Source organism: Mycobacterium paraseoulense, from assembly GCF_010731655.1.
GTDB lineage: Bacteria > Actinomycetota > Actinomycetes > Mycobacteriales > Mycobacteriaceae > Mycobacterium > Mycobacterium paraseoulense.
Window position 1 is genome coordinate 5,347,695 of sequence record NZ_AP022619.1, and the last position, 26,956, is coordinate 5,374,650.

Here is a 26,956-nt window from a genome sequence, read left to right on the forward strand (position 1 = left end):
CCGTGTGACAGTCGAACCACCGCCGGAGCATGTGCTGGCGGCGTTTGGTTTGACCGGCGTGCAGCCCGTCTATCTGGGCGCCAGCTGGGAAGGCGGCTGGCGCTGCGGCGAAGTCGTGCTGTCGCTGGTGGCCGACCACGCCCGGGCGGCTTGGTCTGCCCGGGTGCGGGAGACGTTGTTCGTGGACGGCGTTCGGCTGGCCCGCCCGGTCCGCTCGACGGACGGGCGCTACGTGGTTTCCGGATGGCGGGCGGACACTTTCGTCGCCGGCACGCCCGAACCGAGGCATGACGAGGTGGTCTCGGCGGCGGTCCGCCTGCACGAGGCGACCGGCAAACTCGAGCGTCCCCGATTCCTCACTCAGGGTCCCACCGCGCCGTGGGGCGATGTCGACATCTTCATCGCCGCCGACCGCGCCGCCTGGGAGGAACGGCCGCTGGCCTCGGTGCCCCCGGGCGCCCGGACCGCCCCGCCGACCGCCGACGCGCAGCGATCGGTGGAGCTGATCAACCAGCTGGCCACGCTGCGCAGGCCGACCAAGAGCCCGAACCAGCTGGTGCACGGAGATCTTTACGGGACAGTGCTTTTCATCGGCACGGCCGCCCCGGGGATCACCGACATCACCCCCTACTGGCGGCCCGCCTCGTGGGCGGCCGGTGTCGTCGTCGTCGACGCCCTGTCCTGGGGCGAGGCCGACGACGGACTCATCGAACGCTGGAACGCGCTGCCGGAGTGGTCGCAGATGTTGTTGCGCGCCTTGATGTTCCGCCTGGCCGTCCATGCGCTGCACCCACGGTCGACGGCCGAGGCCTTCCCCGGGCTGGCCCGCACCGCGGCGCTGGTCCGGCTGGTCCTCTAGCGCCGGAAGTCGTGACGGACCTCGCCCAGCGCGATCCTGCCGTCGGTGGCCAGGATGCCCTCGGCGCGCAGCAGCTCCAGCTGCCGGGTGGTCAGATGACGCGCCGGGCGCCCCGAGGCGGTGATCACCCGGTGCCACGGCAGGTCCGAGGAATCGGTCCGCATGATCCAACCGACGATCCGCGGGCTGGAAAGCCCTGCGGCGGCGGCGATGTCGCCGTAGGTGGCGACCCTGCCGGATGGGATGGCCGCGACCAGCGCGCGCACCAGCTCGACCTGCTCGTCGGTGACCGGCGCCACGATCAGCGGACCCCCAGCAGCTCGCGCGTCAGCGCGGCCACCTCCGCCGGGGCGGCGTAGGGCACCATGTGGTTGCAGTCGAAATCCAGCAAACGAAAGTCCGATCCCAACCGTTCCCGCAGCCCGGTGATCAATTGGTCGCTCACGTATGGCGGGGAGGTGCGCTTGGCGCGCACCAGGGTCGTCGCCGTCCCGGCCGGCGGGAGCACGACGTCGCGGGCCAGCTCGCTCCAGTACGACATCATCGCCGGCAGGCTGACGCGCCAGCCGTACCGGCCGCCCGGCAGCTCGATCAGATGCTCGTCGATCTCGGCGTCGAGCAACGCGGGCTCGACGTCCGACCAGGAGCCGTGCGCCTTTTCCAGGCGCGCTTCCTCGGCGTCGGGGTAGTCGGGCGAGGCCAGCATCGCGTCGGCGATCTCGCGCATCCACTCCCCGTCCAACCCGACCGCCGGGTCGAGCAGGAGAAGCGCCGCCACCCGGTCGGGTCGGGTCGCGGCCAGCTGCATGGCGAGGGCGCCGCCGAAGGAGTGCCCGACCACCAGCACCGGTGCCTCGGCCTCGTCGTCGAGCAGCGCGGCCATCGCCGCCACGTTGGCGTCGATGCTCCACGGCGCCGCCCACGACGACCGGCCGTGTCCGATCAGATCCGGCGCGGCGAAGGTGGTTTCGGGCAACAGGCCGGCCAGCCGCTGCCAGCGCTGCCCGTGACCGGTCAACCCGTGCAAGGCCAGTACGCGCACCGGACCCGGGGGCCCGTAGCGGTGCACATGAAGATCCGCGCTCACTCGTCGATCGTGCCAGCCGCCGCGACGGCCGTGCGTGGGCGGCTCAGCGTTCGTCGTCCCACTCGTCGTCGGTGGGAACGACATAGGCCTGTTCGATCAGGTCGGCCTCGTTCGCCTCGCGGTCGGCAACGGTCAGATACTCGGTGTCCAAGCCGGCCTCGTCCTCGAAGTCGACGGGCTGCAGTTGCTCCGCGGCGTCGCCTTCGGGGGCTTCGTCGTCGGGAAAGCCGCGTTCGACGTCTGTCACGATTACCTACCTTTCTCACCGTTCGTCGGGCTGCTCGCGGCCTCCAGCGTAGGGGCCGTCGGCGGTTCGGGTCGGGCCGACTTGTCAGACCCTGGTGATTGCATGCAGCCATGGCGTACACCTGGGGCACCGAGGCGCAGGCCGTGCTGGCGCCGGGCGTGCGCGGCCCGGTCCGGGTGCTGGGCGGGCCCGGCACCGGTAAGAGCAGCCTGCTGATCGAGGCCGCGGTCGCCCAGATCCACGCCGGCCTCGCCCCGGAATCGGTTCTGCTGCTTACCGGTTCCGGCCGGCTGGGGACGGCGGCGCGCAGCAGGTTGACGACGGCGTTGCTGCGGCCCCGCTCCACCGGGCCCTGCCGGGCCGCCGTCCGCGAACCGCTGGTACGCACCGTGCACGGCTACGCGTACGCGGTGCTGCGCCGAGCCGCCGAGCGGGCCGGCGATGCGCCCCCGCGGTTGGTCACCAGCGCCGAGCAGGACGCCATCATCCGCGAGCTGCTGGCCGGTGACCTCGAGGACGGGCCGCGCGCGGCGGCGGCGTGGCCGGCCCATCTGCACCCCGCGCTGACGACCGCGGGGTTCGCCACCGAGCTGCGAAACATGTTGGCGCGCTGCGCCGAACGTGGCGTGGACCCGCAGCAGCTGGAGCGGCTGGGCCGTCGGTACCGGCGCCCGGAATGGACCGCCGCGGGCCAATTCGCCCGGCAGTACGAGCAGGTGATGCTGCTGCGGGCGGCGGCCGGAACCGCGGCGCCCCAGGCGACGACGCCCGCCCTCGGGGCCGCCGAGCTGGTGGGCGCCGCCCTGGAGGCCTTCGCCGTCGATCCGGAGCTGCTGGCCGCCGAGCGGGCGCGGGTGCGGGTCCTGTTGGTCGACGACGCCCAGCAGCTCGACCCGCAGGCGGCCCAGCTGGTCCGGGTGCTCGCGGCCGGCGCCGAGCTGGCATTGATCGCCGGCGACCCCAACCAGGCCGTGTTCGGCTTCCGCGGCGGTGAATCCGCCGGGCTGCTAACCGGCGATCCACCGTCGGTGACGTTGACGGTCTCGCACCGCTGCGCGCCGGCGGTGGCGCGCGCCGTCAGTGGCGTCGCGCAGCGGCTGCCCGGCGGTAGCGGCGGCAGGCGGATCGAGGGCACGGGGTCCGAGGAGGGGTCGGTCACGGTGCGCCTGGCCGCGTCGGCGCACGCGGAGGCGGCGATGATCGCCGACGCGCTGCGGCGCGCGCACCTGGTCGACGGCGTGCCGTGGTCGCAGATGGCGGTCATTGTCCGTTCGGTGCCACGGGTCGGTGCCCGATTGCCGCGCGCGCTGGCCGCCGCGGGGGTGCCGGTGGCCGCTGCCGCGGCGAGCGGACCGCTGTCCGACGAGCCGGCGGCCCGGGCGCTGCTCACCGTTCTGGAGGCCACCGCCGACGGGCTCGACGGCGACCGGGCCCTGGCGCTGCTGACCGGCCCCATCGGGCGCGTCGACCCGGTTTCGCTTCGGCAGCTGCGCCGAAAGCTGCAGCGCGCCAACCCCGATCGCGCGTCGGGTGATGTCGCGGACCTGCTTTCCGAGGCGCTGTCCGGCGACGCTCCGCCACCGGGCCCGCAGTTTCGTGCGGTGCACCACGTCCGCGCGGTGCTGGATGCGGCCGCGCGCTCCCATCGAGCGGGCGAAGACCCGCGCTACACGCTGTGGGCCGCCTGGCAGCGCTCCGGCTTGCAGCGGCGCTGGCTGGCGGCCGCCGAGCGCGGCGGCCCGACCGGAGCGCAGGCCGCCCGGGACCTGGAGGCGGTGACCGCGCTGTTCGACATCACCGATCAATACGTGTCCCGCACGTCGGGTGCGTCGCTACGCGGGCTCGTCGAGTACGTCGCCGCGCTGCACCTGCCGGGCGTGAACGAGGAGCCGGTATCCCTCGTGGAGCAGGTGCGGGTGCTCAGCGCGCACGCCGCCTTGGGTCACGAATGGGACCTCGTGGTCATCGCGGGCCTGCAAGAGGGGTTCTGGCCCAACACCGTTCCGCGCGGCGGCGTGCTGGGCACCCAGCGGCTGCTGGACGTCCTCGACGGCGTGACCGAGGACGCGTCGGTGCGGGCGCCCCTGCTGGCCGAGGAACGGCGGCTGCTGGTGGCGGCGATGGGCCGGGCCCGCCGCCGGTTGCTGGTGACCGCCGTCGATGGCGACACCGGCGGGGACCACGAGGCGGCGCTGCCGTCGGCCTTCTGCCACGAACTGGCGCAGTGGGCCGAGGGCGGCGATGTCGCCGCCGCGCAACCCGTCTGGGCGCCCCGGGTGCTGTCCGCCGCGGCGCTGGTGGGCCGGCTGCGCGGCGTCGTCTGCGCCCCCGACGGTGCGGTCGACGACGCCGCGCGCGCTTGCGCGGCACAGCAACTGGCGCGGCTGGCCCGCGCCGGGGTGCCGGGCGCCGATCCGGCCGGCTGGCACGGGCTGATCCCGGTCAGCACCAGTGAACCGCTGCGCGGCGTCGACGAGCCGGTCACGCTGACCCCGTCGACCCTGCAGATGCTCAACGACTGCCCGCTGCGCTGGCTGGCCGAACGGCATGGGGGAGCCAATCCCCGCGATCTGCGCTCCACCATCGGTTCGGTGCTGCACGCGCTGGTCGCCGAACCGCGGCGCAGCGCAACGGAATTGCTGGCCGAGCTGGACCGCGCGTGGCGGCACCTGCCGTTCGAGGCGCCGTGGCATTCGGCCAACGAGCTGGCGCGGCACCGCGCGATGATCGAAACCTTCGTCGAGTGGCGGGCGCAGACCCGGGGCGCGCTGACCGAGGTCGGCGTCGAGATCGAGATCGACGGAACCATGGAGGCGCTCGGCGAGGGCGGCGGCGGTGAGGTCCGGCTGCGCGGCCGGGTCGACCGGCTGGAGCGCGACGCCGCCGGCCGGCTGGTGATCGTCGACATCAAGACCGGCAAGACGCCGGTCAGCAAGGACGATGCCCAGCAACACGCGCAGCTGGCGATGTATCAGCTGGCGGTGGCCGAAGGCATGGTCGCCGCCGGCGAGGAGCCCGGCGGCGGGCGGCTGGTCTACCTCGGCAAGGCGGGCGCCGCGGGCGCCACCGAACGGGAGCAGGATCCGCTGACGCCTGCCGCCCGCGACGAATGGCGCCGGCTGGTCCGGCGCGCGGCCGAGGCGACCGCCGGTCCCCGCTTCGTCGCCCGCCGCAACGACGGGTGCTCGCACTGCCCGGTTCGGCCCTCGTGTCCGGCCCACGCCGACGGGGCGGCACAGTGAACCCGCGGTACAGCCCCGCCGAGTTGGCTTGTGCGCTTGGGCTTTTCCCACCCACCGATGAGCAGGCCGCCGTCATCGCGGCACCGCCGGGACCGCTGGTCGTCATCGCCGGCGCGGGCGCCGGCAAAACCGAGACCATGGCCGCGCGGGTCGTGTGGCTCGTCGCCAACGGCTACGCCGACCCCGGCCAGGTGCTGGGGTTGACGTTCACCCGCAAGGCCGCCGGCCAGCTGCTGCGCCGGGTCCGGTCGCGGCTGGCCCGGCTGGCCGGCGTCGGCTTGGGGCCCGATGGGGCCGTTCCTGCGGAACCGGCGGATGCCCCGACGGTCAGCACCTACCACGCCTTCGCCGGCTCGTTGATCCGCGACTACGGGCTGTTGCTGCCGGTCGAGCCCGACACCCGGCTGCTCGGCGAGACCGAGCTGTGGCAGCTGGCCTTCGACGTGGTGAGCGGCTACCGGGGGGAGCTGCGCACCGACAAGACGCCCGCGGCGGTCACGGCGATGGTGCTGCGGTTGTGGGGCCAGCTGGCCGAACACCTGGTGGACACCCGGCAGCTCGGCGACACCCACGTGGAGCTCGAGCGGTTGATCCACGCGCTGCCGGCAGGCCCCTATCAACGCGACCGCGGGCCCAGCCAGTGGCTGCTGCGGCTGCTGGCCACGCAGACCCAGCGCGCCGAGCTGGTGCCGTTGCTCGACGCGCTGGGCGAGCGCATGCGGGCGGCGAAGGCGATGGACTTCGGCGTGCAGATGGCCTGCGCGGCAAGGCTGGCGGCGCACTACCCGCAGGTCGGCGAGGACCTGCGCGGCCGCTACCGGGTGGTGCTGCTCGACGAGTACCAGGACACCGGGTATGCCCAGCGGGTCGCCCTGTCGGCGTTGTTCGGCGGTGGGGTCGACGACGGGCTGGCACTGACCGCCGTGGGCGACCCCATCCAGTCGATCTACGGCTGGCGCGGCGCCTCGGCAACCAACCTGCCGCGCTTCACCACCGACTTCCCGCTGTCCGACGGCACGCCCGCGCCGGTCCTGGAGCTGCGGACCAGCTGGCGCAACCCGCCGCGGACCCTGCAGCTGGCCAACGCGATATCGGCGGAGGCGCGGCGCAGGTCGGTCGCCGTGCACGCGCTGCGGCCGCGCCCGGACGCCCCGGTCGGGACCGTCCGCTGCGCATTACTTGCCGACGTACAGGCCGAACGGGAGTGGATCGTCGACGAGCTGGCCGCGCGGTACCGGGCGGCCCGGGCTGATGGCGCGAGCCCGCCGACCGCGGCGGTCCTGGTGCGCCGCAACGCCGACGCCGCCCCGATCGCCGATGCCCTGCGCGCCCGCGGGATCCCCGTCGAGGTCGTCGGATTGGCGGGACTGCTGTCCATCCCCGAGGTCGCCGACGTCGTGGCCATGCTGCGGCTCGTCGCCGATCCCACCGCGGGCCCGGCGGCGATGCGGGTGCTCACCGGTCCCCGCTGGCGCCTCGGCGGTCGGGACATCGCCGCCCTCTGGCGGCGAGCCCGCACACTCGGCGAAGGCCTGGGCCCGGGCGGGGCGTCGGGGCCGGAATCCATCGCGATCGCGGCGGGCCCGGACGCCGACGCCGCCTGCCTCGCCGACGCCATCGCCGATCCGGGTCCGGCCGAGGCGTACTCGGCCCCGGGCTATCAGCGCATCGCCGCGCTGGCCGCCGAGCTGCGCGCCCTGCGCGGCCACCTGAGCCATTCCCTGCCGGACCTGGTCGCCGAGGTGCGCCGCGCGCTGGGCGTCGACTGCGAGGTCCGCGCCGCGGCCGGGGTGAACGCGGGCTGGACCGGCACCGAGCACCTCGACGCGTTCGCCGACGTGGTCGCCGCCTACGCGGAGCGGGCCGACGCCGGAGGGCCGGACCGGTGCGCGACGGCGTCGGTGTCGGGCCTGCTGGCCTTCCTGGAGGTGGCGGAGTCCGTCGAGAACGGCTTGCCGCCGGCACCGCCGGTGGCGGCGCGCGACCGGGTCCAGGTGCTCACGGTGCACTCCGCCAAGGGCCTGGAATGGCAGGTGGTGGCCGTGGCACACCTGTCGGGCGGCATCTTCCCGTCGACCGCGTCCCGGAGCAGCTGGCTCACCGACGCGGCGGAGCTGCCACCGCTACTGCGGGGCGACCGCGCAACGGCGGGCGCACTGGGCATCCCGCTGCTCGACACGTCGGACGTCACCAATCGAAAGCAGCTCTCCGACAGGATCTCCGAGCATCGCCGCCAGCTCGAGCAGCGGCGCGTCGACGAGGAACGCCGGCTGCTGTATGTTGCCATCACCCGGGCCGAAGACACCCTGCTCGTGTCGGGGCATCATTGGGGCACCACCGGGGTCAAACCGCGCGGCCCCTCGGACTTCCTGCGCGAGATCAAGTCGGTCATCGACAGTTCGGCGGCGGCCGGGGAGCCCTGCGGGGTGGTGGACCGGTGGGCAGCCGCGCCCGCCGACGGTGACCGGAACCCGTTGCGCGACAACACTATCGAGGCGGTATGGCCCGCCGATCCGCTGGCCGCCCGGCGCGGCGATGTCGAAAGCGGCGCGGCGTTGGTGACCCGGGCGATGTCGGGCGATGCGGGCGCGGCCGGCGGCGACATCGAGGGGTGGGCTGCCGACGTCGACGCGCTACTGGCCGAGCGCGCGCGGTTGGTGGAACCGCCCACCGCCGCGCTGCCCAGCCAGTTGTCGGTCAGCGGGCTGGTGGACCTGGCCCGCGACCCCGGGGGCGCGGCGCAGCGGCTCAGGCATCGGCTGCCCACCCGCCCCGACCGTCATGCGTTGCTGGGCAGCACTTTTCACGCCTGGGTCCAGCAATTCTACGGCGCCGAGTGCCTGTTCGATCTCGCGGACCTGCCGGGCGCGGCGGACTCCGATGTCGGCGATACCCGGGAATTGGCCAAGTTGCAGGCCGCGTTCACCGAATCTCCTTGGGCGGCCCGCACTCCCATCGCCGTCGAGGTGCCGTTCGAGATGCCGATCGGCGCCACCCTGGTGCGCGGCCGCATCGACGCAGTGTTCGCCGACCCCGACGGCGGCGTCACGGTCGTGGACTGGAAGACCGGTGACCCGCCGCGCGAGCCCGAAGCCATACGGCAGGCCGCCGTCCAGCTCGCCGTCTACCGCTTGGCATGGGCCGCCTTGTCCGGCGTTCCGGAATCGTCGGTGCGGACCGCCTTCTACTACGTCCGCGCCCGCACCACGGTCGCGCCCGATGATTTGCCCGCCCCCGCGGAGCTGGCCGGGTTGCTCACCGGCGCCGGGTGAGCTGCGCTGCCCGGGTACGGGGGTCGCGGTCGTGGTTACATTGAGTCGTGCGTGTCACCTGCGCTGGCGTCGAGCCGATGACGGACCGCCGTGCGCAACGGTAAGTCCCGACAGCTGAGCGGCCTGGAAGAGACGCTCACCGCCCAGCGAGGCCACCAGTTGATCGGCGTGGTGCGTATCCCCGAGGAGCACGCCAGCCCCATCCGCGTCATCACCCGCCGCGTGGCCATCGCGCTCGTGGTGTTGTTCGCCGCGGCCGTGATCGTTTACGCGGACCGCAACGGGTACCGCGATGTGCGGGGCCAGCCGCTGACCTTCCTCGACTGCGTGTACTTCTCCGCGGTCTCGCTGTCGACGACCGGATACGGCGACATCACCCCGTACACCGAAACCGCGCGGCTGGTTCACACGCTGATTTTTACCGCGCTGCGGATAGCGTTCCTGGCCGTGTTGGTCGGCACGACCCTCGAAGTGCTCTCCGAGCGTTCCCGGCAAGGGTGGAAGATTCAGCGTTGGAGGAGCAGAGTGCGCAACCACACGATCGTGATCGGCTACGGCACCAAGGGCAAGACGGCCGTAGCCGCCATCCTCGGTGACGAGGCCGCCCAGGGGGACGTCGTCGTCGTCGACACCGATCGCAGCACCCTCGAGCACGCCGCCAGCGCCGGCCTGGTCACCGTGCACGGCGACGCCACCAAGGCGGACGTGCTGCGGCTCGCCGGGGCGCAACACGCGGCGTCGATCATCGTCGCCACCAGCCGCGACGACACCGCGGTGCTGGTGACGTTGACGGCGCGGGAGATCGCGCCGAACGCCAAGATCGTGGCGTCCATCCGGGAGTCCGAAAACCAGCACCTGCTGCAGCAGTCGGGCGCGGACTCGGTGGTGGTGTCCTCGGCGACCGCCGGGCGGCTGCTCGGCCTCGCCACCACCACTCCCAGCGTCGTGGAGATGATCGAAGACCTGCTGACGCCGGACGTCGGGTTGGCGATCGCCGAGCGCGAGGTCGAGCCGACCGAGGTCGGCGGTTCCCCGCGGCATCTGCGCGACATCGTGCTCGGTGTGGTGCGCGACGGCCGCCTGCTGCGCATCGGCGCACCCGAGGTGGACGCCGTCGAGGCCAACGACCGGCTGCTCTACATCCGGCACGCGGGGCACTAGTGGCGATCGCAAGAGCGGCGATGGGGGCACCTCCCGCGTGCGGGGGACCGGTCGCGGCGGGTCGTCACGAGGTGACGGTCTAGTGGCCGTTGCGGACTTTCAGCTGCGCAACGTTCCGCTGCTGTCGCGCGTGGGGGCCGACCGGGCCGACCAGCTGCGCACCGACGTCGAGGCGGCCGCAAAGGGGTGGGCGGACGCGGCGCTGCTGCGGGTGGATTCGCGCAGTCAGGTGCTGGTCGCCGACGGCCGGGTGGTGTTGGGCGCCGCGGCCAGTCTGGGCGACAGGCCGCCACCGGAGGCGGTGTTCCTGGGCCGCATAGCCGACGACCGTCACGTGTGGGCCATCCGCGGCGCGCTGGAGGCGCCCGAGGACCCCGACGTGCGCGCCGAGGTGGTGAATCTGCGCGGCCTCGGCTCGATTCTCGACGACACCAGCAGCCAGCTGGTGTCGTCGGCGCTCGCGCTGCTCAATTGGCATGACTCCGCGCGGTTCAGCTCGGTGGACGGCTCACCGACCCGGCCGGCGCGGGCGGGCTGGGCGCGGGTCAACCCGGTCACCGGCCACGAGGAGTTCCCGCGCATCGACCCGGCGGTGATCTGCCTGGTCCACGACGGCGGCGACCGCGCGGTGCTGGCCCGCCAGGCGGTGTGGCCGGAGCGGATGTTCTCGCTGCTGGCGGGGTTCGTCGAGGCCGGCGAGTCGTTCGAGGTCTGCGTCGCCCGCGAGATCCGCGAGGAGATCGGCCTGACCGTCCGCGATGTGCGCTACCTGGGCAGCCAGCCCTGGCCGTTCCCGCGTTCACTGATGGTCGGCTTCCACGCCGTCGCCGACCCGGCGGAGGACTTCTCGTTCAACGACGGCGAGATCGCGCAGGCGGCGTGGTTCACCCGCGACGAGGTGCGTGCGGCGCTGGCGGCCGGTGACTGGTCCAGTTCGGCGGAGTCCACACTGCTGCTGCCCGGGTCGATCTCGATCGCGCGCGTGATCATCGAGTCCTGGGCCGCGCTCGACTGACCCGGCGCGGCTACTTGATGCGGTCGGTCACCGTCTGCAGGACGGCGTTGGCGACCTGCTCGGTGGGTTCGATTCCGAGCACGCCGACCGACACCAGCACCGACGACTTCACCGTGTACAGGTGAATCCATCCGTCGGAGCCGAGCTTGAGGGTCGCAGAATCCGGCTTGTTCAGGGCGAAGTCGTAGGCGCTGTGGTGCAGCGCGGCGCACTGGTCGAGGGTGGTGTGCAGCTGGTTGAGCGCTCCGCCCGCGGCGGCCGCGTCCGGGTAGATGACGACGGTGTTGGTGATCTCGTTGATCGGGGCGATGCCGCCGGGCCTCAGGTCGTCGGTCGAGCCGCTGTAGGCCACCGAACGGTACTCCTTCCAGCCCTCGGCGAATGTGAGGTCCGTCGATCCCACCGCCCGGCAGGGGGCGGGTGGGTTGCCGACGGTCTCCCGCGGCGGATCATGCCGGTCGGCATACGAATACGGTTGCAGTCCTTCGAAATTGGCGATGCGACGCGCGTCCGCCAGGCTGACGACCAGTGATTCGGCGTAGGCGTGATCGGGGGCCGGCGCCGCGGTGTTACTCGGCGAGTGCGCGCACGCCGACGCAAGAGCCACCGCGCCGGAGGCGATCACGGCCGAAGTTCTGCCCATCCCCGGTAGGCGCCGGAGAAAGCGGCTCGACCGAAGACTCGACGCCATGGTCACCTATGTTAGGCCGCCGCGGGGGTCCTCAGGCGCCGGTTTCGGCGAGCTTGGCCTTGACCTCGGCCGCGCTCGGGTTGGTCAGCGTGGACCCGTCGGCGAACTTCACCGTGGGAACCGTCCTGTTGCCGCCGTTGACCGAACCGACGAACTCGGCCGCCGCGCGGTCATGCTCGATGTCGACCGCCTCGTACGGGATTCCGTTGGACTTCAACACGGTCATGAGGCGATGGCAGTAGCCACACCATGAGGTGGTGTAAACCGTGATCGGGGCAGTGGTCATAGCTGCTAAACGTAACCCGGCGGAAATGTGTTCCGCGCCGCGGGCGCCACGCGTACGCCGGTGTGTCACGACAACTCGCCGACGCGCACCGGGCGGGGCCCCGGTTTGTCGGCCGCCGCTGTCAAGATGGACGCCATGCCGATGCTCGCCGACGCCTTGACCGCCGAGCTGGACGACGAGCAGCGCGAGGCGGTGCTGGCTCCGCGCGGACCGGTCTGCGTGCTCGCGGGCGCCGGGACGGGCAAGACCCGCACCATCACACACCGGATCGCCCAGCTGGTGGCGAGCGGTCATGTGGCCGCCGGGCAGGTGCTGGCGGTCACCTTCACCCAGCGCGCGGCGGGGGAGATGCGTTCCCGGCTGCGGATGCTGGACGCCGCCGCGGGCACCGACACCGGCGTCGGCGGGGTGCAGGCCCTGACGTTTCACGCCGCGGCGCACCGGCAGCTGCGGTACTTCTGGCCGCGGGTGGTCGGGGACACCGGCTGGCAGCTGCTGGACACCAAGTTCGCGGTGGTGGCGCGGGCGGCCAGCCGCTCCCGGATCAACGCCAGCACCGATGACGTCCGCGACCTGGCGGGCGAGATCGAATGGGCCAAGGCGTCGCTGATCAGCCCCGAGGAGTACCCGGCCGCCGTGGCCGAGGCGGGGCGCGACATCCCGCTGGACGCGGCCCGGGTCGCGACGGTGTATGCCGCCTACGAGGCGCTGAAGGTCCGCGACGAATCGGTGACGCTGCTCGACTTCGACGACCTGCTGCTGCACACCGCGGCCGCGATCGAGAACGACGCCGCCGTGGCCGATGAGTTCCGCGGCCGCTACCGGTGTTTCGTCGTCGACGAATACCAGGACGTCACCCCTCTGCAGCAGCGGGTGCTGACGGCGTGGCTGGGCGACCGGGACGACCTGACCGTCGTCGGCGACGCCAACCAGACCATCTACTCGTTCACCGGGGCCTCGCCCCGCTTCCTGCTCGACTTCTCGCGGCGGTATCCCGACGCCACCGTGGTCCGTCTGGAGCGCGACTACCGCTCCACCCCGCAGGTGGTGTCGTTGGCCAACCAGGTGATCGCCGCGGCCCGCGGCCGGGTCGCCGGCAGCAAGCTGCACCTGTTGGGGCAACGCCCGCCGGGCCCGGCGCCGTCGTTTCACGAATATCCCGACGAACCGGCCGAGGCCGCCGCGGTCGCCGCCTCGATCGCCCGGCTGATCGAATCTGGTACGCCGCCGCCGGAGATTGCCGTGCTGTACCGGGTCAACGCGCAGTCCGAGGCCTACGAGGAGGCGCTGACCGAGGCGGGCATCCCGTATCAGGTCCGCGGCGGCGAGGGGTTCTTCACCCGGCAGGAGATCAAGCAGGCGCTGTTGGCGCTGCAGCGGGCGGCCGAGCGCGGCGCCGAGGGGCCGCTGCCCGCGGTCGTGCGGGCGGTCCTGGAGCCCCTCGGGCTGACCGCCGAGCCGCCGGTCGGCACCCGCGCCCGGGAGCGGTGGGAGGCGCTGACCGCGCTCGCCGAGTTGGTCGACGACGAGGTGGCCCAGCGCCCACAGCTGGAGCTCACGGGCCTGCTGACGGAACTCCGGCTGCGGGCCGACGCGCGGCACCCGCCGGTAGTGCGGGGCGTGACGCTGGCGTCACTGCACGCCGCCAAGGGCCTGGAGTGGGATGCGGTGTTCTTGGTCGGGCTGGCCGACGGCACGCTGCCCATCTCGCACGCGTTGGCACACGGGCCCGAAAGCGAGGCCGTTGAAGAGGAGCGCCGGCTGCTCTACGTCGGAATCACCAGGGCACGAACGCATTTGGCGCTCAGCTGGGCGCTGGCCCGCAGCCCGGGCGGGCGGCAGGGCCGCAAGCCGTCGCGGTTCCTCAACGGGATCGCGCCGCAGGCCCGCGCCGACACCGCGCCGGGCCGGCCCCGACGCAACCGGGGACCCGCACCCCGCTGCCGGATCTGCAACAAGGACCTGTCCACCGCCGCGGCGGTCATGCTGCGGCGCTGCGAAACGTGTGCCGCCGACGTCGACGAGGAGTTGCTGCTGCGGCTCAAGGCATGGCGGCTGGACATCGCCAAGGAGCAGAAGGTGCCCGCCTATGTGGTGTTCACCGACAACACGCTGATCGCGATCGCCGAGCTGCGCCCCGACGACGAGGACGCGCTGATCGCGATCCCCGGCATCGGCGCGCGCAAGCTGGAACAGTACGGACCCGACGTGCTGGAGCTGGTGCGCGGCCGCTGACCGGTGAAGGCGCAGGTCAGAAAATCGGTTGTGGCGAACGGCGGCTACGATCTACCCTCGAAACCGCGTTCTGCGCGCTAACGGGAAGGAGGTGGCCACGATGATCAACGACGCGTTCGATGTGGGCGTGGCCGCCGCGGCACTGCCCGCGCGCACCTTCCACGCCGCCCACACCGCTACGCCGGCGGCCGCGCTCAAGCATCGCGCCGCCGCCGCCGCGACGCACGCGTCCGCGGGACTCGAGGTCCACCGAATGGCCACCTGACAGCCCGGTTTCACCGAACGGCCACGGACCCGAAGTCAAAGGATCCGTGGCCACAGTTTTAGGGCGTCCAGTTTTCACAGCCCGCAACCTGGTCCGGATCAGAAGAAGGAAGCCCCGACCAGGAAGCAGGTGAGCAGGACATGTCGGTACAGACAGTCGCCCGACAGCCGTCGCCGGTGTTGCCGTGCCACGCCGGCGATCCCGACCTCTGGTTCGCCGAGACCCCGGCCGACCTCGAGCGCGCCAAGGCGCTCTGCGCGGGCTGCCCGATCCGCCGCCAGTGCCTGGCGGCGGCGCTGGAGCGGGCCGAGCCCTGGGGTGTATGGGGCGGGGAGATCTTCGACAGGGGCTCGATCCTGAGCTTCAAACGACCGCGCGGACGTCCCCGCAAAGTCGACGGGGTCGCGGCTTAGACGATCGCGCTGTCGGGCTCGGCGAAGCCGGGGATCAGCTCCTCGGAGAGCGCCTTGATCGGCACCCGCGCGTCCAGCTGGCACAGGATCGCGGCCACCGACGCGATGACGCGCATCGGGATGGCCAGCTTCGGCGGCAGGTCCATCTGCCGGGCGGTCTTGATCTGCGACACCGACCGGTCAATCTGGCCCACGGTCATGCGCTGCAGCCACTTGCGCGTGTAGTGGAATTCGTCGACCTCGATGGGCTCGACGTACTGGCGCAGCATCTCGTCGATGTCGCGCACCGACACCTGCTGGCCCTTCTGGATGAAGCCCACCTTCTCCATCGTCGGCAACAGCAGGTCGTAGTTCTTGTCGCGGGCCAGGCGGATCGTCATCCCGAGCTCGATGGGATAGCCGCCGGGCAGGGGGGCCACGGCGCCGAAGTCGATGACGCCCATCCGGTCGTCGGGCAGCAGCATGAAGTTCCCCGGGTGGGCATCGCCGTGCAGCATCCCCAGCCGGCGCGGCGCGTCGAAGGTGAGCTCGAGCAGCCGGGTGCCGATGAGGTCGCGCTGCTCGCGGGTCCCGTTGCGGATAATCTCCGCCAGCGGCAACCCCTCGATCCACTCCTGGACCACGACCTTCGGCGCGCTGGCCACGACGTGGGGTATCACGAAGTGGGGGTGGCCCTCGTAGGCCTTGGCGAAGGCGCGCTGGTTGTCGGCCTCCAGCCGATAGTCGAGTTCCATCTCGGTGCGTTCGACCAGTTCGTCGACGATGCCCTGGACGTCGGCCCCCGGGGCGAGCTGTTTGACCACGCCGACCATCCGCTGCATGGTTTTCAGGTCGGCACGCAGCGCCTCGTCGGCGCCCGGGTACTGGATCTTGACGGCGACCGCGCGGCCGTCGGACCACACCGCCTTGTGCACCTGGCCGATGCTGGCCGAGGCGATGGGCTTGTCGTCGAACGAACTGAACCGCTCCCGCCACTTGGTGCCCAGCTGGGCGTCGAGCACCCGGTGCACCTTGTTGGCGGGCAGCGGCGGGGCGTCCTTCTGCAGCTTGGTCAACGCCTCGCGGTAGGGCTCGCCGTACTCGTCGGGGATGGCGGCCTCCATGACCGATAAGGCCTGGCCCACCTTCATCGCTCCGCCTTTGAGCTCGCCCAAGACGGTGAACAGCTGGTTGGCGGCTTTCTCCATCAGCTCGGCCTGGACTTCGTCCCTCGATTTGCCGGTCAGCCGTTTGCCGAAGCCGAGCGCCGCGCGCCCGGCGAAGCCGACCGGGATGCTGGCCAGCTTCGCGTTCCGCGCCGCCCGGCCGCGTTTGATGTCTGCCACGTATCCATCATCCATGACGGCCGGCTCGGCTCGCGCTTGATCTTCACAACACCTCGTCCCCGCGCGGCTCCGCGAAGGGCGCATCCGAAGGGCGGCCAGGCCATGTCAGCAAAGCAATCGCAGCACGACGCCGCGGACTCCTTGTTCAGGGCGATCATCGAGACGCTGGACAAACATCGCACCGACCGCACCTTGACCGCGGAGATCCTGCACCAGCTCGCCACGGCCTACGAATCGGTATCGACGAACGTTCCGGACCAGGGGCAGCGGGGTTAGCTCCCGCATCAGCATGCGCACAGCGGGTGCCGGGTCCATTGCCGCGCGACGATCGCGCCGGCGTTGAGATCGAATTCCAGTGTGGCGTTGAGCGTCTGGGGCGGGCCCGGATCGGGTACCGCCTCTTGCCGGCGCACCGCCGCGATCACCCGGTTCACCTGGCTGAGCGCCAGTGCCGCGGTTGCCAGCAGCGTCGCCCGGTCGGCGACCCCGACCGTTTCTCGCAGCTGCGCCGAGATGGCCGGCCAGGCGGCGTCGCGGTCCCGGCGGTGCAAGTCGGCGCAGTCCAGGCAGCTGGTCTTGCCGGGGATGACCAGCGGGCCGACCAGCCCGATGCCGTCGCGGACCCGCACCGGCAGGTGCGGGACACGCTGGGTGTGCAGGTCGCGGACCGTGCGCGGATCGGCGACCAGGTAATCGGACAGCACCATCAGGTCGACGTCGGTGGCGGACACGGTGGCGTGCGGTTGACTGGTGTGCGCGATTCGGGCTCCCGAGCAGCGCAACGCCTCGACCAGCAGGTCCGAGAGCGGGCCGCGGCCGTGGATCCGGATGGACGGTGAACGACCGCGGGACTTCGCGCATTCGGTCGCGACGCCGGCACCGATCAGCCGGGCGACCAGGTCCCTCAGGCCGTCGGCATCCAGCAGGCCGCGGTCGGCGGCGCGGCGCTGCAGCTCCGAGAGCGGCGTCGGTGAGCGCATGGACCGCAGCAACGCGGCCAATTCCGCCGCGCCCAGGCCGCCCGGGCGACGCACCAGCACGGCGCGGCGGGGATCCCAGCCGACCTGCACGGCGCCGTCGGGCCGCAGCAGCACCGGCATGGCCGGGTCCAGCGCGAAGAGAGCAGAGGCCGTCAGCGGCATGGATGCCGACTGTGCCACGCCGGTGGCGATGGGCCCGGTCAGTTATCCACAGAACCGCCGGACCGTCAGGGTTGTCCAGCCGGTGCGGGCGGCGGCGGTGGGCACGGCTTGCCGCCGCGTATTCCAATGATCGTTCCGGTCGTCGTGGTCACCGGTCCGACCGTGACGCCGCAGGGCCAGTTGGCCTGGTTGCCGGGATCATTCGGGTCAGGTGCCGGATCGGCTTGCGCGACCCCGGCGCTGAACGCCAGGGCGACTGTCGCCAGCCCCGCGGCGATGATTGGTTGTCTCCGCATTTGCCCCACCTAATATCTAGCGTCCCTAGCCAGCATGCGTTCCCAGCCTAATGGATCGGGCCGATGCGCTCGACCTCAACGGGACATCGCCCACGCTGCTCGTAGACTTCGAAACGGTGGCGTGCACTATGCGCGAATTACGTTGTGCGCACGCGCATGTTTCATGGGACCGCCGCCCCGGTCAGTTATCCACAGGGCCGGCGTCCGGGCCCTCGGGGTTCTCCTCGAGTTTGGCGATCGCCTCGTCGATACCGCTGGTGTCGCCGCCGATGACCCGGTCGATGAAGCCGGCCGGCTCGTCGAGGTCCTCGGCGTCGGGCAGCAGATCGGGGTGTTGCCAGATGGCGTCGCGGGCATCCATGCCGGCGGCCTCGGTGAGGCGCTCCCACAGCGCGGCGGCTTCGCGCATCTTGCGGGGCCGTAGCTCGAGGCCCACCAGCGTCGCGAACGTCTGCTCGGCCGGGCCGCCGGTGGCGCGGCGCCGGCGCAGCGTCTCGCTGAGCGCGGCCGCCCCCGGAATCCGGTCGCCCAGGGCCGCGGTCACCACCACCTGCACCCAACCCTCGATCAACGCGAGCAGCGTCTCGAGGCGTTCCAGCGCCTGCGTCTGCGCCGGGGTCGCCTTGGGCTCGAAAACGCCCTGCCCCAATAGGTTTTCGATGGCCGCCGGATCGGACAGGGTCGCCGGGTTGAAGTCGCGGGCCAGCTCCTCGATCCCGCTCATGTCGATCTGCATGCCCATCGCGTAGGCCTCCACGGCGCCCAGCAGCTGGCTCGACAGCCACGGCACGTGGCCGAACAGCCGGTGGTGGGCGGCCTCTCGCGCGGCCAGGAACGTCATGATCTCGCTGCGGGGCTGCTCGAGCCCCGAGGCGAACGACTCCACTGCGTCGGGTAGGACGGCGGCAACGCCCTTGGGCCCCAACGGCAGACCGATGTCGGTCGACGTCAGCACCTCGCGGGACAACCGGCCCAGCGCCTGCCCCAGCTGGGAGCCGAAGGCCATGCCTCCCATTTGCGACATCACCGCCATCAGCGGGCCGGCCATGCCCTTGGCCTCCTCGGGCAGCGATGACGCCCATACCGTCGAAATCTGTTGTGCCATTGGGTCGCACAACCGTTTCCAAGTCTCCAACGTGTTGTCGACCCAGTCGGCCGGGCTCCAGCCCACCGCCCTGCTGGTGCCGGCGGGCAGCGCCGTGGCGCCGTCCAGCCAGGTCTCGGCGAGGTGCACCGCGTCGGCGATCGCCGAGTGCGTCGTCGGCGGGATAGGCGCGACGAATCCGATCGAATTCGTCGCCACCCGGCGCGCCAGTTCGTAGTTGACCGGTCCCGAGGTTTCGCCCCCGGCCATCGTGGTGCCCGCGCTGGAAAACATCTGACCCAGCTGGGTGAAGATCTGCCCGAGGTCGCCCATGCCGAAAGCGCCGAACGGATCGGAGCCGCCGGAATCGGGGTCTTTCTTCCCGGGTTTGTCGGGGTCTTCTCCGGGGGAGAAGCCGAAAGGCAGGTCAGCCATACCGTCAACGGTACTCACCGCGGGAACGGAGCGGGCGGTCTCGGGTCAGCTTGTGGCTGAACCGGGGCGGGGGGCTCCGTCTAGTGTAATCGGCGTGAACAGGCGGATTCTGACCTTGATGGTCGCGCTGGTGCCGATCCTGGTCTTCGGCGTGTTGCTCGCGGTGGTGACCGTGCCGTTCGTCTCGTTGGGCCCCGGGCCGACCTTCGACACGCTCGGCGAGGTCGACGGCAAGCAGGTGGTGGCAATCGAGGGCACCACGACGCATCCGACCACCGGGCACCTGAACATGACCACGGTGTCCCAGCGGGACGAGCTGACGCTGGGCGAAGCGCTCACCCTGTGGCTTTCGGGCCAGGAGCAGCTGGTCCCGCGCGACCTGATCTACCCGCCGGGCAAGTCGCGGGACGAGGTCGACAAGGCCAACAACGCGGACTTCAAGGATTCCGAGGACAGCGCCGAGTACGCCGCCCTGGGCTACCTCAAGTACCCGGCGGCGGTGACGGTCGCCAGGGTCACCGATCCGGGCCCGTCGGCGGGCAAGCTGAAGGCCGGCGACGCGATCGACGCGGTCAACGGCGTCCCGGTGGCCGACGTGGACCAGTTCACCGGATTGCTGAAGGGCACCAAGCCCGGCCAGACCGTCATCATCGATTACCGACGCAAGAACGAGCCGGCCGGCGTGACGCAAATTACGCTGGGCGCGAACAAGGATCGCGACTACGGCTTCCTCGGTGTGGCCGTGCTTACCGCGCCGTGGGCGCCGTTCGTCGTCGACTTCAACCTCGCCAACGTGGGCGGGCCGTCGGCCGGCTTGATGTTCAGCCTGGCGGTGGTCGACAAGCTGACCACCGGCGATTTGGCGGGGTCGAAGTTCATCGCGGGGACCGGCACCATTTCGGCCGACGGGAAGGTCGGCCAGATCGGCGGCATCACGCACAAGATGGTCGCCGCCCACGCGGCCGGCGCGACCGTCTTTCTGGTGCCCGCCAAGAACTGCTACGAGGCCAACTCGGACAATCCGTCCGGCCTGCGCCTGGTGAAGGTCGAGACCCTCGGCCAGGCGGTCGACGCGCTGCACGCGATCACGTCGGGGGGCCAGGCGCCGAGCTGCTGAAGCGCGGCCGGGATCGCAGGTCGCGCGATGCGTAGAGTTGTCACCGTCGATCAATCGAGCAGGGAGCGTGGCCAGTGGGGATGCGGCCCACCGCACGGATGCCGAAGCTGACTCGGCGTAGCCGGGTTCTGATCCTGATCGCACTCGGTGTGATCGCTTTGCTGCTCGCCGGCCCCCGGCTGGTCGACGCGTACGTGGACTGGCTGTGGTTCGGTGAGCTCGGCTACCGCTCGGTGTTCACGACCGTGCTGGTGACCCGGTTCGTGGTCTTTCTGGTGGCCGGTCTGCTGGTGGGCGGGATCGTGTTCGCCGGCCTGGCGGTGGCCTACCGCACCCGCCCGGTGTTCGTGCCGAGTAGCGACAACGATCCGGTGGCCCGGTACCGGGCGGTCGTCCTCTCCCGGCTGCGGCTGGTGGGCATCGGGGTCCCGGTCGCGATCGGTCTGCTGGCCGGCATCGTCGCGCAAAGCTACTGGGTGCGGATCCAGCTGTTCCTGCACGGCGGGGACTTCGGCATCCGGGATCCGCAGTTCGGCAAGGACCTCGGCTTCTACGCGTTCGACCTGCCGTTCTACCGGCTGCTGCTCAGCTACCTGTTCGTCGCCGTGTTCCTGGCGTTCGTGGCCAACCTGTTGGCGCACTACGTCTTTGGTGGCATCCGCCTGTCGGGGCGCACCGGCACGCTGAGCCGCTCGGCCCGAATCCAGCTGGTGACCGTGGTGGGGTTGCTGGTGCTGCTCAAGGCGCTCGCGTATTGGCTGGACCGCTACGAGTTGCTGTCGCACACGCGCGGGGGCAAGCCCTTCACCGGCGCCGGGTACACCGACATCAACGCCGTGCTGCCGGCGAAGCTGATCCTCATGGCGATCGCGCTGATCTGCGCGGCCGCGGTGTTCTCAGCGGTCGTGCTGCGCGACTTGCGGATTCCCGCCATCGGCTTGGTGTTGTTGCTGCTGTCGTCGTTGATCGTGGGTGCGGGGTGGCCGCTGATCGTCGAGCAGATCAGCGTCAAACCAAATGCGGCACAGAAGGAAAGCGAGTACATCAGCCGCAGCATCGCGGCGACGCGGCAGGCGTACGGCCTGACGTCGGACGTGGTGACCTACCGCACGTACGCCGGCGACACGCAGGCCACCGCCCAGCAGGTGGCCGACGACCGGGCGACCACCTCCAACATCCGGTTGCTCGACCCGACGATCGTCAGCCCGGCGTTCACCCAGTTCCAGCAGGGCAAGAACTTTTACTACTTCCCCGACCAGCTCTCCATCGACCGGTACCTGGACCGCACCGGCGCGCTGCGCGACTATGTCGTCGCGGCCCGCGAACTCAACCCCGACCGGTTGATCGACAACCAGCGGGACTGGATCAACCGGCACACCGTCTACACCCACGGCAACGGGTTCATCGCCTCGCCGGCCAACACCGTGCGCGGAATCGCCAACGACCCCAACCAAAACGGTGGCTATCCCGAATTCCTGGTCAACGTCGTGGGCGCCAACGGCAACGTCGTGTCCGACGGCCCGGCACAGCTCGACCAGCCGCGCATCTACTACGGCCCCGTCATCTCGAACACGTCCGCCGACTACGCGATCGTCGGCCGCAACGGTGCGGACCGCGAATACGACTACGAGACCAGCGCCGACACCAAGAACTACACCTACACCGGGCTGGGGGGAGTGCCCGTCGGGGACTGGTTGTCCCGCAGCGTGTTCGCCGCCAAGTTCGCGGAGCGAAACTTCCTGTTCTCCAACGTGATCGGTTCCAACAGCCGAATCCTGTTCAACCGCGATCCGGCCCGGCGGGTGGAGGCGGTGGCGCCGTGGCTGACCACCGACAGCTCCGTGTACCCCGCGATCGTCAACAAGCGACTGGTGTGGATCATCGACGGCTACACCACGTTGGACAACTACCCGTACTCCGAACTCACCTCGTTGGAGTCGGCGACCGCCGACTCCAACGAGGTGGCGTTCAACAAGCTGGCCCCCGACAAGCAGGTCTCCTACATCCGCAACTCGGTCAAGGCCACGGTCGATGCCTACGACGGCACCGTCACGCTGTATCAGCAGGACGAGCAGGACCCGGTGCTCAAGGCGTGGATGCAGGTCTTCCCCGGAACGGTCAAGCCGAAGAGCGACATCACCCCCGAGCTCGCCGAGCACCTGCGCTACCCCGAAGACCTGTTCAAGGTGCAGCGGATGCTGCTGGCCAAGTACCACGTCAACGACCCGGTGACGTTCTTCTCCACATCCGACTTCTGGGACGTGCCGCTGGACCCGAACCCGACGGCCAGCAGCTATCAGCCGCCCTACTACATCGTCGCGAAAAACATTGCCAAGAACGATAATTCGTCGTCCTACCAGTTGACGAGCGCGATGAACAGGTTCAAGCGCGACTACCTGGCCGCCTACATCAGCGCCAGCTCCGACCCGGCGACGTACGGCAGGATCACCGTGCTGACCGTCCCGGGTCAGGTGAACGGGCCCAAGCTGGCCAACAATGCGATCACCACCGACCCGGCGGTGTCGCAGGACCTCGGCGTGATCGGTCGCGACAACCAGAACCGCATCCGCTGGGGCAACCTGCTCACCCTGCCGGTCGGCCAGGGCGGTCTGCTGTATGTCGAACCGGTCTACGCCTCCCCGGGGGCCAGCGACGCCGCCTCGTCGTATCCGCGGTTGATCCGGGTGGCGATGATGTACAACGACAAGATCGGCTACGGACCCACCGTGCGCGACGCCCTGACCGGGCTGTTCGGTCCCGGCGCCGGCGCCGCCGCGACCAGCATTCAACCCACCGAAGGCGGCGCCGCCCCCCAGGCCCCGCCGGTGAGCCCGCCCCCGCCGGCCGGAGCATCGGGATCGCCACCGCCGGCCGCGGCGGTTCCCCCGGTCCCGGACGGGTCGGTGACGCTGTCTCCAGCCAAAGCCGCTGCCCTGCAAGAGATTCAGGCGGCGCTAGGCGCGGCCAAGGACGCCCAGAAGAAGGGTGACTTCGCCGGTTACGGTGCGGCGTTGCAGCGGTTGGACGACGCCATCACCAAGTACAACAACACCAAATAGCTTTCAGGCGGTGCCTGTCGCGAGCGTGCGTGTCTGTACGCGGACACGCCGCAAAACATGGCATTCTGCGCACGCTCGCCGGCGCGGCCGCCGGTCAGGTGGCGGTGCTTTCAGGCGTAGGCCGTCCGGAACCTCTCCCGATAGGCCTTCGGGCTGATGCCCAGGTGGTTGACGAACACCCGTCTCAGCGTTTCGATGCTGCCGAAGCCGGCCATGCCCGCCGTCTCGGTGACGGAGCGGCCGGATTCGAGTGCGCCACGGGCGAAGTCGACGCGAACCAGTTCGACATAGCGCGCCGGGCTCATGCCGAGCTCGGATTGGAAGAGCCGGGTCAGCTGACGGGTGCTCAGTGACGCGCGGGCCGCAAGCGACGCCACGCTGTGGTTGGCGGCGGGGTCGGCCGCCACCGCATCGATGACCGCGCGCAGCGGCGACCGCGGCGGCGGATCGGCCTCGACCAGCACCGAGAATTGCGATTGGCCCCCCGCGCGTTTGAGGTAGACGACCAGCCAGCGGGCCACGTCGCGGACCAGTTGTGTTCCGTGATCCATTTCGACCAACGCCAGCGCCAGGTCGATGCCCGACGAAATCCCGGCCGAGGTGAAGACGTCGCCGTCGCGGACGAAGATCGCGTCCGGCTCGACGGTGACATCCCGGAAGGCGCGGGCCAGCAGCCGGGCGTCGTGCCAGTGCGTGGTGGCGCGCCGGCCGCTGAGCAGGCCGGCCTGGGCCAGGATGAACGACCCCGTGCAGATGGACGCCATCCGCCGCGACCGTGCCGACAACGATCTGACCGCCTCGACGAGCGCGGGGTCGATCGGCCGCCCGGGCAGGTGGTCGCTGCCGGCGACCAGGACGGTGTCGGCCGAATCGATCGCCGCGATGCGGTCGCTGACACCCAATCGAGTCCCGATCGAGGTGGTCACGTCCCGCCCGTCCACCGACGCGATCTTGAGCCGGTAGTCGGCGCCGAACCGGTTGGCTTCGACGAAGACCTCGCCGGCCCCGGCGACGTCCAACAGTGTCACGTCGTCGAAGACGACGATCACCACCACCCGCGAACGCGCTCCGGCTCCGGCCACGTAACACATTGTGTCGCTTTCTGTGGACAGGACGGCCCGAACGCCCAGGGTCGGCTCGGCCGTGCGGTCGCAGACTGACGGTCATGAATACTCGATCAATGGAAACCATCTCCGGCATCCAGATCCCCGACACCTCGCTGGTGCGCGAGGCCACCGATTTCATCCGCGACGCCGAGGACGACCTGCTGTTCAACCACTCGCGCCGGGTATTCCTCTTCGGTGCGCTGCGGGGCCTGCGCCGCGGAATGCAACCGGATCTCGAGCTGCTCTACGTCGCCGCGATGTTCCACGACCTCGGGCTCACCGGGCGCTACCGCACCTCGACCGTCCGCTTCGAGGTCGACGGCGCCGACGCGGCCCGCGACTTCCTGACGGCGCGCGGGGTCGACCGGGCCGACGCGGACAAGGTGTGGCTCGGGATCGCCCTGCACACCACCCCCGGCGTTCCCGAGTTCCTCGCACCCGAAGTCGCCCTGCTGCAGGCCGGGGTGGAAGTCGACGTGGTCGGCGTGGGCCGCGACGATCTGGCTCCCGACGCCCTCGCGGCGGTGACCGCCGCCCACCCGCGGCCCGATTTCAAGAACCGCATCCTGGCGGCGTTCCACGACGGCATGAAGCACCGTCCGCAGACCACCGCCGGCACCATGAACGCCGACGTGCTGGCGCACTTCGATCCGGCCTTCGAGCGCGTCGACTTCGTCGACAAGATCCTCAACAACAGCTGGCCGGAGTAGCGGGAAGGAGCAGACAAATGGATCTCTATGAAGCGCTGTACACCACCAGGATGATGCGCCGGCTGCGGCCGGACCCGATTCCGCTGGAGACGCAGGCCCGCATCCTCGACGCGGCCGTGCGCGCCCCCAACGGCGGCAACACCCAGCGCTGGCACTTCGTGGCGGTGGACGATCGCGGACTCATCCGCGAGTTCGCCGAACTCTTCCGTCAGGCCCGCGCCATCGAATACGAGAAATACCGCACCGGGGCGGGGCCGATGGCGGCGCCGGCGCCGGGTGCCGACCCGGCCGCGCATGCCGAAACGATGCGCCGCATGCAGGGCTCGGGGAACTACCTGGCCGACCATTTCGAGGAAATCCCGCTGTTGCTCTTCGTCTTCGCGATCGACGACCTCGGCGGCGCCAACATCTACCCCGCGATCTGGAGCGCGTTGCTCGCCGCCCGCGCCGAGGGCGTCGGCGGCGTCATGACGATGGTGCTCCGTAATTTCGAGGACAAGGTGAACGAACTGCTGGGCGTGCCCGTCGGGCAAGGCTGGAAGATGTCGGCCATGCTGGCCCTCGGCTACCCGCGGGGCAGGTGGGGTGTCGCGGCCAACCGTCGTCCCGTGCACGAGGTTTCATCCCGCAACCACTGGGGCGAGCCGTTCGGTGTCGAGGTGCCGGAGCCACTCTGGTCGCCGCGGGAAACCGCCGGCCTCGCGGCGGCGGGATAACGACCGAGGAAGGTGAGTCAGATGACCGGATCGAACGATATCGGGGTCACCGTGGTGCAGCCGGGGGCGGGCGAGTACGTCGCCCTCCCCGGATTCGGGGCGGTGTTCAAGCTGTCCAGCAAGGCCAACGGGGGTGAGGTGTCGATCGTCGAGCACCCGTTCGAGGTCGGCCTGCTCACGGCGGCGCACATGCACACCCGTGAGGACGAGCACTCGATCGTGCTCACGGGCGAGATCGGCTTCCGCTCCGACGACAGCGAGGTCGTCCTCGGTCCCGGCGGCTACATCACCAAGCCCCGCGGGCAGATGCACGCGATGTGGAACGCCGGCAGCGAGCCGGGGCGCATCATCGAGGTCATCACGCCCGGCGGGTTCGAGAACTACTTCCGCGAGCTCGGTGAGCTGCTCCTCGAGCACGCCGACGACCCGGGCGGCATGGTCCTGCACGAGTTGCCCGAGTTCGCCGAGCTGGCCGACAAGTACGGGCTGACCTACGGCTCGCCCGACTGGATGGACGACATCGCCCAGCGGTTCGGGCTGAACCCGCCGTCACACTGAACCGAGCCGCGCCGGACCCCGTGACCGCGCGATTTGGTCGCCGTGACGCCGGTTCGGTAACCTGGCATTCACCAACGCGGGGTGGAGCAGCTCGGTAGCTCGCTGGGCTCATAACCCAGAGGTCGCAGGTTCGAATCCTGTCCCCGCTACCAGGTAGAACGGCCCCCGGAACTACTCCGGGGGCCGTTTTCGTGCCGGATGGCAACACACCTTTGCGCCACGAACACCCCCACGCCGGCAGTGCGCGGCGACATGTCTGCCGCGTCAGTCAGCTGGTGGCCTGCACGGGGATGTGTTTCTCTGCTGGCACAGCCTCCTTGGAAAGGGCCACCGACACGGTCACGATGCCCTTGTCATAGGTGGCTTTGATGTCGTCTTCATCCGCACCGGCGGGCAGCGAAACCGAGCGAACGAACGAGCCGTAGCAAAACTCCGAGCGGCCCTTGGTTTCCTTCTTCTCACGCACTCGGCCTTGATCGTCAACCGGCCATCGCGCACGGTGATGTCGACGTCCTTGGCCGGGTCGATTCCGGGTTACGTCTCCGTCTCCGAACTCGTGGGCCGAAGGGGATGACTACGGTGGTAGAAGGTTCGGGGCCTGCCAGGCAGTTTTCGGTCAATGAGCACTTCGACTC

Annotated in this window: 24 protein-coding genes, 1 tRNA gene and 1 pseudogene; 15 read left to right on the forward strand and 11 right to left on the reverse strand. The window is 70.6% G+C overall.

Annotated features, from left to right (window positions below; genetic code table 11):
* Nucleotides 1-4: 4 nt before the first annotated feature.
* The gene (locus G6N51_RS25005; RefSeq protein WP_083170023.1) at nt 5-859 is read left to right on the forward strand and encodes a TIGR02569 family protein; all 855 of its coding nucleotides are present in this window, start codon (nt 5-7) and stop codon (nt 857-859) included.
* Here the strand turns inward: G6N51_RS25005 and G6N51_RS25010 are convergent.
* From G6N51_RS25010 to G6N51_RS25020, 3 genes are read right to left on the reverse strand one after another with little or no spacing between them, the layout of a single operon-like run.
* Nucleotides 856-1,158, reverse strand: a complete 303-nt coding sequence (locus G6N51_RS25010; RefSeq protein WP_083170025.1) for an MGMT family protein — start codon at nt 1,156-1,158, stop codon at nt 856-858. The genes G6N51_RS25005 and G6N51_RS25010 overlap by 4 nt on opposite strands.
* A 2-nt stretch (nt 1,159-1,160) precedes the next feature.
* Nucleotides 1,161-1,946 carry an alpha/beta hydrolase gene (locus G6N51_RS25015; protein ID WP_083170027.1) on the reverse strand — a complete coding sequence of 262 codons (786 nt, stop codon included), beginning with the start codon at nt 1,944-1,946 and terminating at the stop codon, nt 1,161-1,163.
* A gap of 43 nt (nt 1,947-1,989) precedes the next feature.
* A complete protein-coding gene (locus tag G6N51_RS25020; RefSeq protein ID WP_083170029.1) occupies nt 1,990-2,193 on the reverse strand; it encodes a hypothetical protein in 204 nt (67 codons plus the stop codon).
* 110 nt (nt 2,194-2,303) lie between these two features.
* On the opposite strand from G6N51_RS25020, the gene G6N51_RS25025 reads away from it, so the two are divergent.
* From G6N51_RS25025 to nudC, 4 genes are all read left to right on the forward strand, one after another.
* Nucleotides 2,304-5,435 (forward strand): ATP-dependent helicase, encoded by a 3,132-nt coding sequence (locus G6N51_RS25025; protein WP_083170031.1) that lies wholly within the window; start codon nt 2,304-2,306, stop codon nt 5,433-5,435.
* Nucleotides 5,432-8,707, forward strand: coding sequence for an ATP-dependent helicase (locus G6N51_RS25030; RefSeq protein ID WP_083170106.1), 3,276 nt, complete (start codon nt 5,432-5,434; stop codon nt 8,705-8,707). The genes G6N51_RS25025 and G6N51_RS25030 overlap by 4 nt, the downstream gene beginning before the upstream one ends.
* Nucleotides 8,708-8,797: 90 nt before the next feature.
* Entirely contained in the window at nt 8,798-9,868 is a 1,071-nt protein-coding gene (locus tag G6N51_RS25035) for a potassium channel family protein (protein ID WP_083170033.1), read from the forward strand.
* An 82-nt stretch (nt 9,869-9,950) separates the two neighbouring features.
* Nucleotides 9,951-10,883, forward strand: a complete 933-nt coding sequence (gene nudC / locus G6N51_RS25040) for an NAD(+) diphosphatase (protein ID WP_083170035.1) — start codon at nt 9,951-9,953, stop codon at nt 10,881-10,883.
* Nucleotides 10,884-10,893: 10 nt separating this feature from the next.
* Here nudC and G6N51_RS25045 read toward each other — a convergent pair whose 3' ends face one another.
* Both G6N51_RS25045 and mrx1 read right to left on the reverse strand, forming a co-directional pair.
* Nucleotides 10,894-11,526, reverse strand: coding sequence for a sensor domain-containing protein (locus G6N51_RS25045; RefSeq protein WP_158086205.1), 633 nt, complete (start codon nt 11,524-11,526; stop codon nt 10,894-10,896).
* A 79-nt stretch (nt 11,527-11,605) separates the two neighbouring features.
* Entirely contained in the window at nt 11,606-11,860 is a 255-nt protein-coding gene (mrx1, locus tag G6N51_RS25050) for a mycoredoxin Mrx1 (RefSeq protein ID WP_083170039.1), read from the reverse strand.
* Nucleotides 11,861-11,995: 135 nt separating this feature from the next.
* On the opposite strand from mrx1, the gene G6N51_RS25055 reads away from it, so the two are divergent.
* The 3 genes from G6N51_RS25055 (at nt 11,996) to G6N51_RS25065 (ending at nt 14,773) form a co-directional block, all read left to right on the forward strand.
* Nucleotides 11,996-14,095 carry an ATP-dependent DNA helicase UvrD2 gene (locus tag G6N51_RS25055; RefSeq protein ID WP_163750822.1) on the forward strand — a complete coding sequence of 700 codons (2,100 nt, stop codon included), beginning with the start codon at nt 11,996-11,998 and terminating at the stop codon, nt 14,093-14,095.
* A 100-nt stretch (nt 14,096-14,195) separates the two neighbouring features.
* Nucleotides 14,196-14,360: a hypothetical protein gene (locus G6N51_RS25060; protein ID WP_163750578.1), complete on the forward strand. Its 165-nt coding sequence runs from the start codon at nt 14,196-14,198 to the stop codon at nt 14,358-14,360.
* Nucleotides 14,361-14,500: 140 nt separating this feature from the next.
* On the forward strand, nt 14,501-14,773 hold the full coding sequence (locus tag G6N51_RS25065) for a WhiB family transcriptional regulator (protein WP_083170041.1): 273 nt from the start codon (nt 14,501-14,503) through the stop codon (nt 14,771-14,773).
* Here the strand turns inward: G6N51_RS25065 and G6N51_RS25070 are convergent.
* The gene (locus G6N51_RS25070) at nt 14,770-16,113 is read right to left on the reverse strand and encodes a macrolide-binding ATPase MABP-1 (RefSeq protein ID WP_083170043.1); all 1,344 of its coding nucleotides are present in this window, start codon (nt 16,111-16,113) and stop codon (nt 14,770-14,772) included. The genes G6N51_RS25065 and G6N51_RS25070 overlap by 4 nt on opposite strands.
* A gap of 87 nt (nt 16,114-16,200) precedes the next feature.
* Between G6N51_RS25070 and G6N51_RS28825 the strand changes: the two genes are divergently transcribed.
* On the forward strand, nt 16,201-16,374 hold the full coding sequence (locus G6N51_RS28825) for a hypothetical protein (protein WP_167528600.1): 174 nt from the start codon (nt 16,201-16,203) through the stop codon (nt 16,372-16,374).
* An 8-nt stretch (nt 16,375-16,382) separates the two neighbouring features.
* Here G6N51_RS28825 and G6N51_RS25075 read toward each other — a convergent pair whose 3' ends face one another.
* The 3 genes from G6N51_RS25075 to G6N51_RS25085 form a co-directional block, all read right to left on the reverse strand.
* Nucleotides 16,383-17,240 carry a TOMM precursor leader peptide-binding protein gene (locus tag G6N51_RS25075; RefSeq protein ID WP_083170045.1) on the reverse strand — a complete coding sequence of 286 codons (858 nt, stop codon included), beginning with the start codon at nt 17,238-17,240 and terminating at the stop codon, nt 16,383-16,385.
* Nucleotides 17,241-17,305: 65 nt separating this feature from the next.
* Nucleotides 17,306-17,536 carry a hypothetical protein gene (locus G6N51_RS25080; RefSeq protein ID WP_142274877.1) on the reverse strand — a complete coding sequence of 77 codons (231 nt, stop codon included), beginning with the start codon at nt 17,534-17,536 and terminating at the stop codon, nt 17,306-17,308.
* A 181-nt stretch (nt 17,537-17,717) separates the two neighbouring features.
* Nucleotides 17,718-19,073, reverse strand: coding sequence for a zinc-dependent metalloprotease (locus G6N51_RS25085; protein ID WP_142274878.1), 1,356 nt, complete (start codon nt 19,071-19,073; stop codon nt 17,718-17,720).
* A gap of 76 nt (nt 19,074-19,149) precedes the next feature.
* Between G6N51_RS25085 and G6N51_RS25090 the strand changes: the two genes are divergently transcribed.
* Nucleotides 19,150-20,172 (forward strand): YlbL family protein, encoded by a 1,023-nt coding sequence (locus tag G6N51_RS25090; protein WP_083170049.1) that lies wholly within the window; start codon nt 19,150-19,152, stop codon nt 20,170-20,172.
* 74 nt (nt 20,173-20,246) lie between these two features.
* Entirely contained in the window at nt 20,247-23,231 is a 2,985-nt protein-coding gene (locus G6N51_RS25095) for a UPF0182 family protein (RefSeq protein WP_163750824.1), read from the forward strand.
* 110 nt (nt 23,232-23,341) lie between these two features.
* Here the strand turns inward: G6N51_RS25095 and G6N51_RS25100 are convergent, their stop codons facing one another.
* A complete protein-coding gene (locus G6N51_RS25100; protein ID WP_174814341.1) occupies nt 23,342-24,322 on the reverse strand; it encodes a GlxA family transcriptional regulator in 981 nt (326 codons plus the stop codon).
* A gap of 74 nt (nt 24,323-24,396) precedes the next feature.
* On the opposite strand from G6N51_RS25100, the gene G6N51_RS25105 reads away from it, so the two are divergent.
* The 4 genes from G6N51_RS25105 (at nt 24,397) to G6N51_RS25120 (ending at nt 26,473) form a co-directional block, all read left to right on the forward strand.
* Nucleotides 24,397-25,047, forward strand: a complete 651-nt coding sequence (locus G6N51_RS25105; protein WP_083175998.1) for an HD domain-containing protein — start codon at nt 24,397-24,399, stop codon at nt 25,045-25,047.
* A 17-nt stretch (nt 25,048-25,064) separates the two neighbouring features.
* On the forward strand, nt 25,065-25,763 hold the full coding sequence (locus tag G6N51_RS25110) for a nitroreductase family protein (RefSeq protein ID WP_083175996.1): 699 nt from the start codon (nt 25,065-25,067) through the stop codon (nt 25,761-25,763).
* A gap of 21 nt (nt 25,764-25,784) precedes the next feature.
* Nucleotides 25,785-26,321: a cupin domain-containing protein gene (locus tag G6N51_RS25115; RefSeq protein ID WP_083175994.1), complete on the forward strand. Its 537-nt coding sequence runs from the start codon at nt 25,785-25,787 to the stop codon at nt 26,319-26,321.
* 75 nt (nt 26,322-26,396) lie between these two features.
* Nucleotides 26,397-26,473 (forward strand) — tRNA-Met (locus G6N51_RS25120).
* A 116-nt stretch (nt 26,474-26,589) separates the two neighbouring features.
* Here G6N51_RS25120 and G6N51_RS25125 read toward each other — a convergent pair.
* Nucleotides 26,590-26,855: pseudogene (locus G6N51_RS25125) on the reverse strand (Hsp20/alpha crystallin family protein); the annotation flags it as partial.
* Nucleotides 26,856-26,956 lie beyond the last annotated feature (101 nt).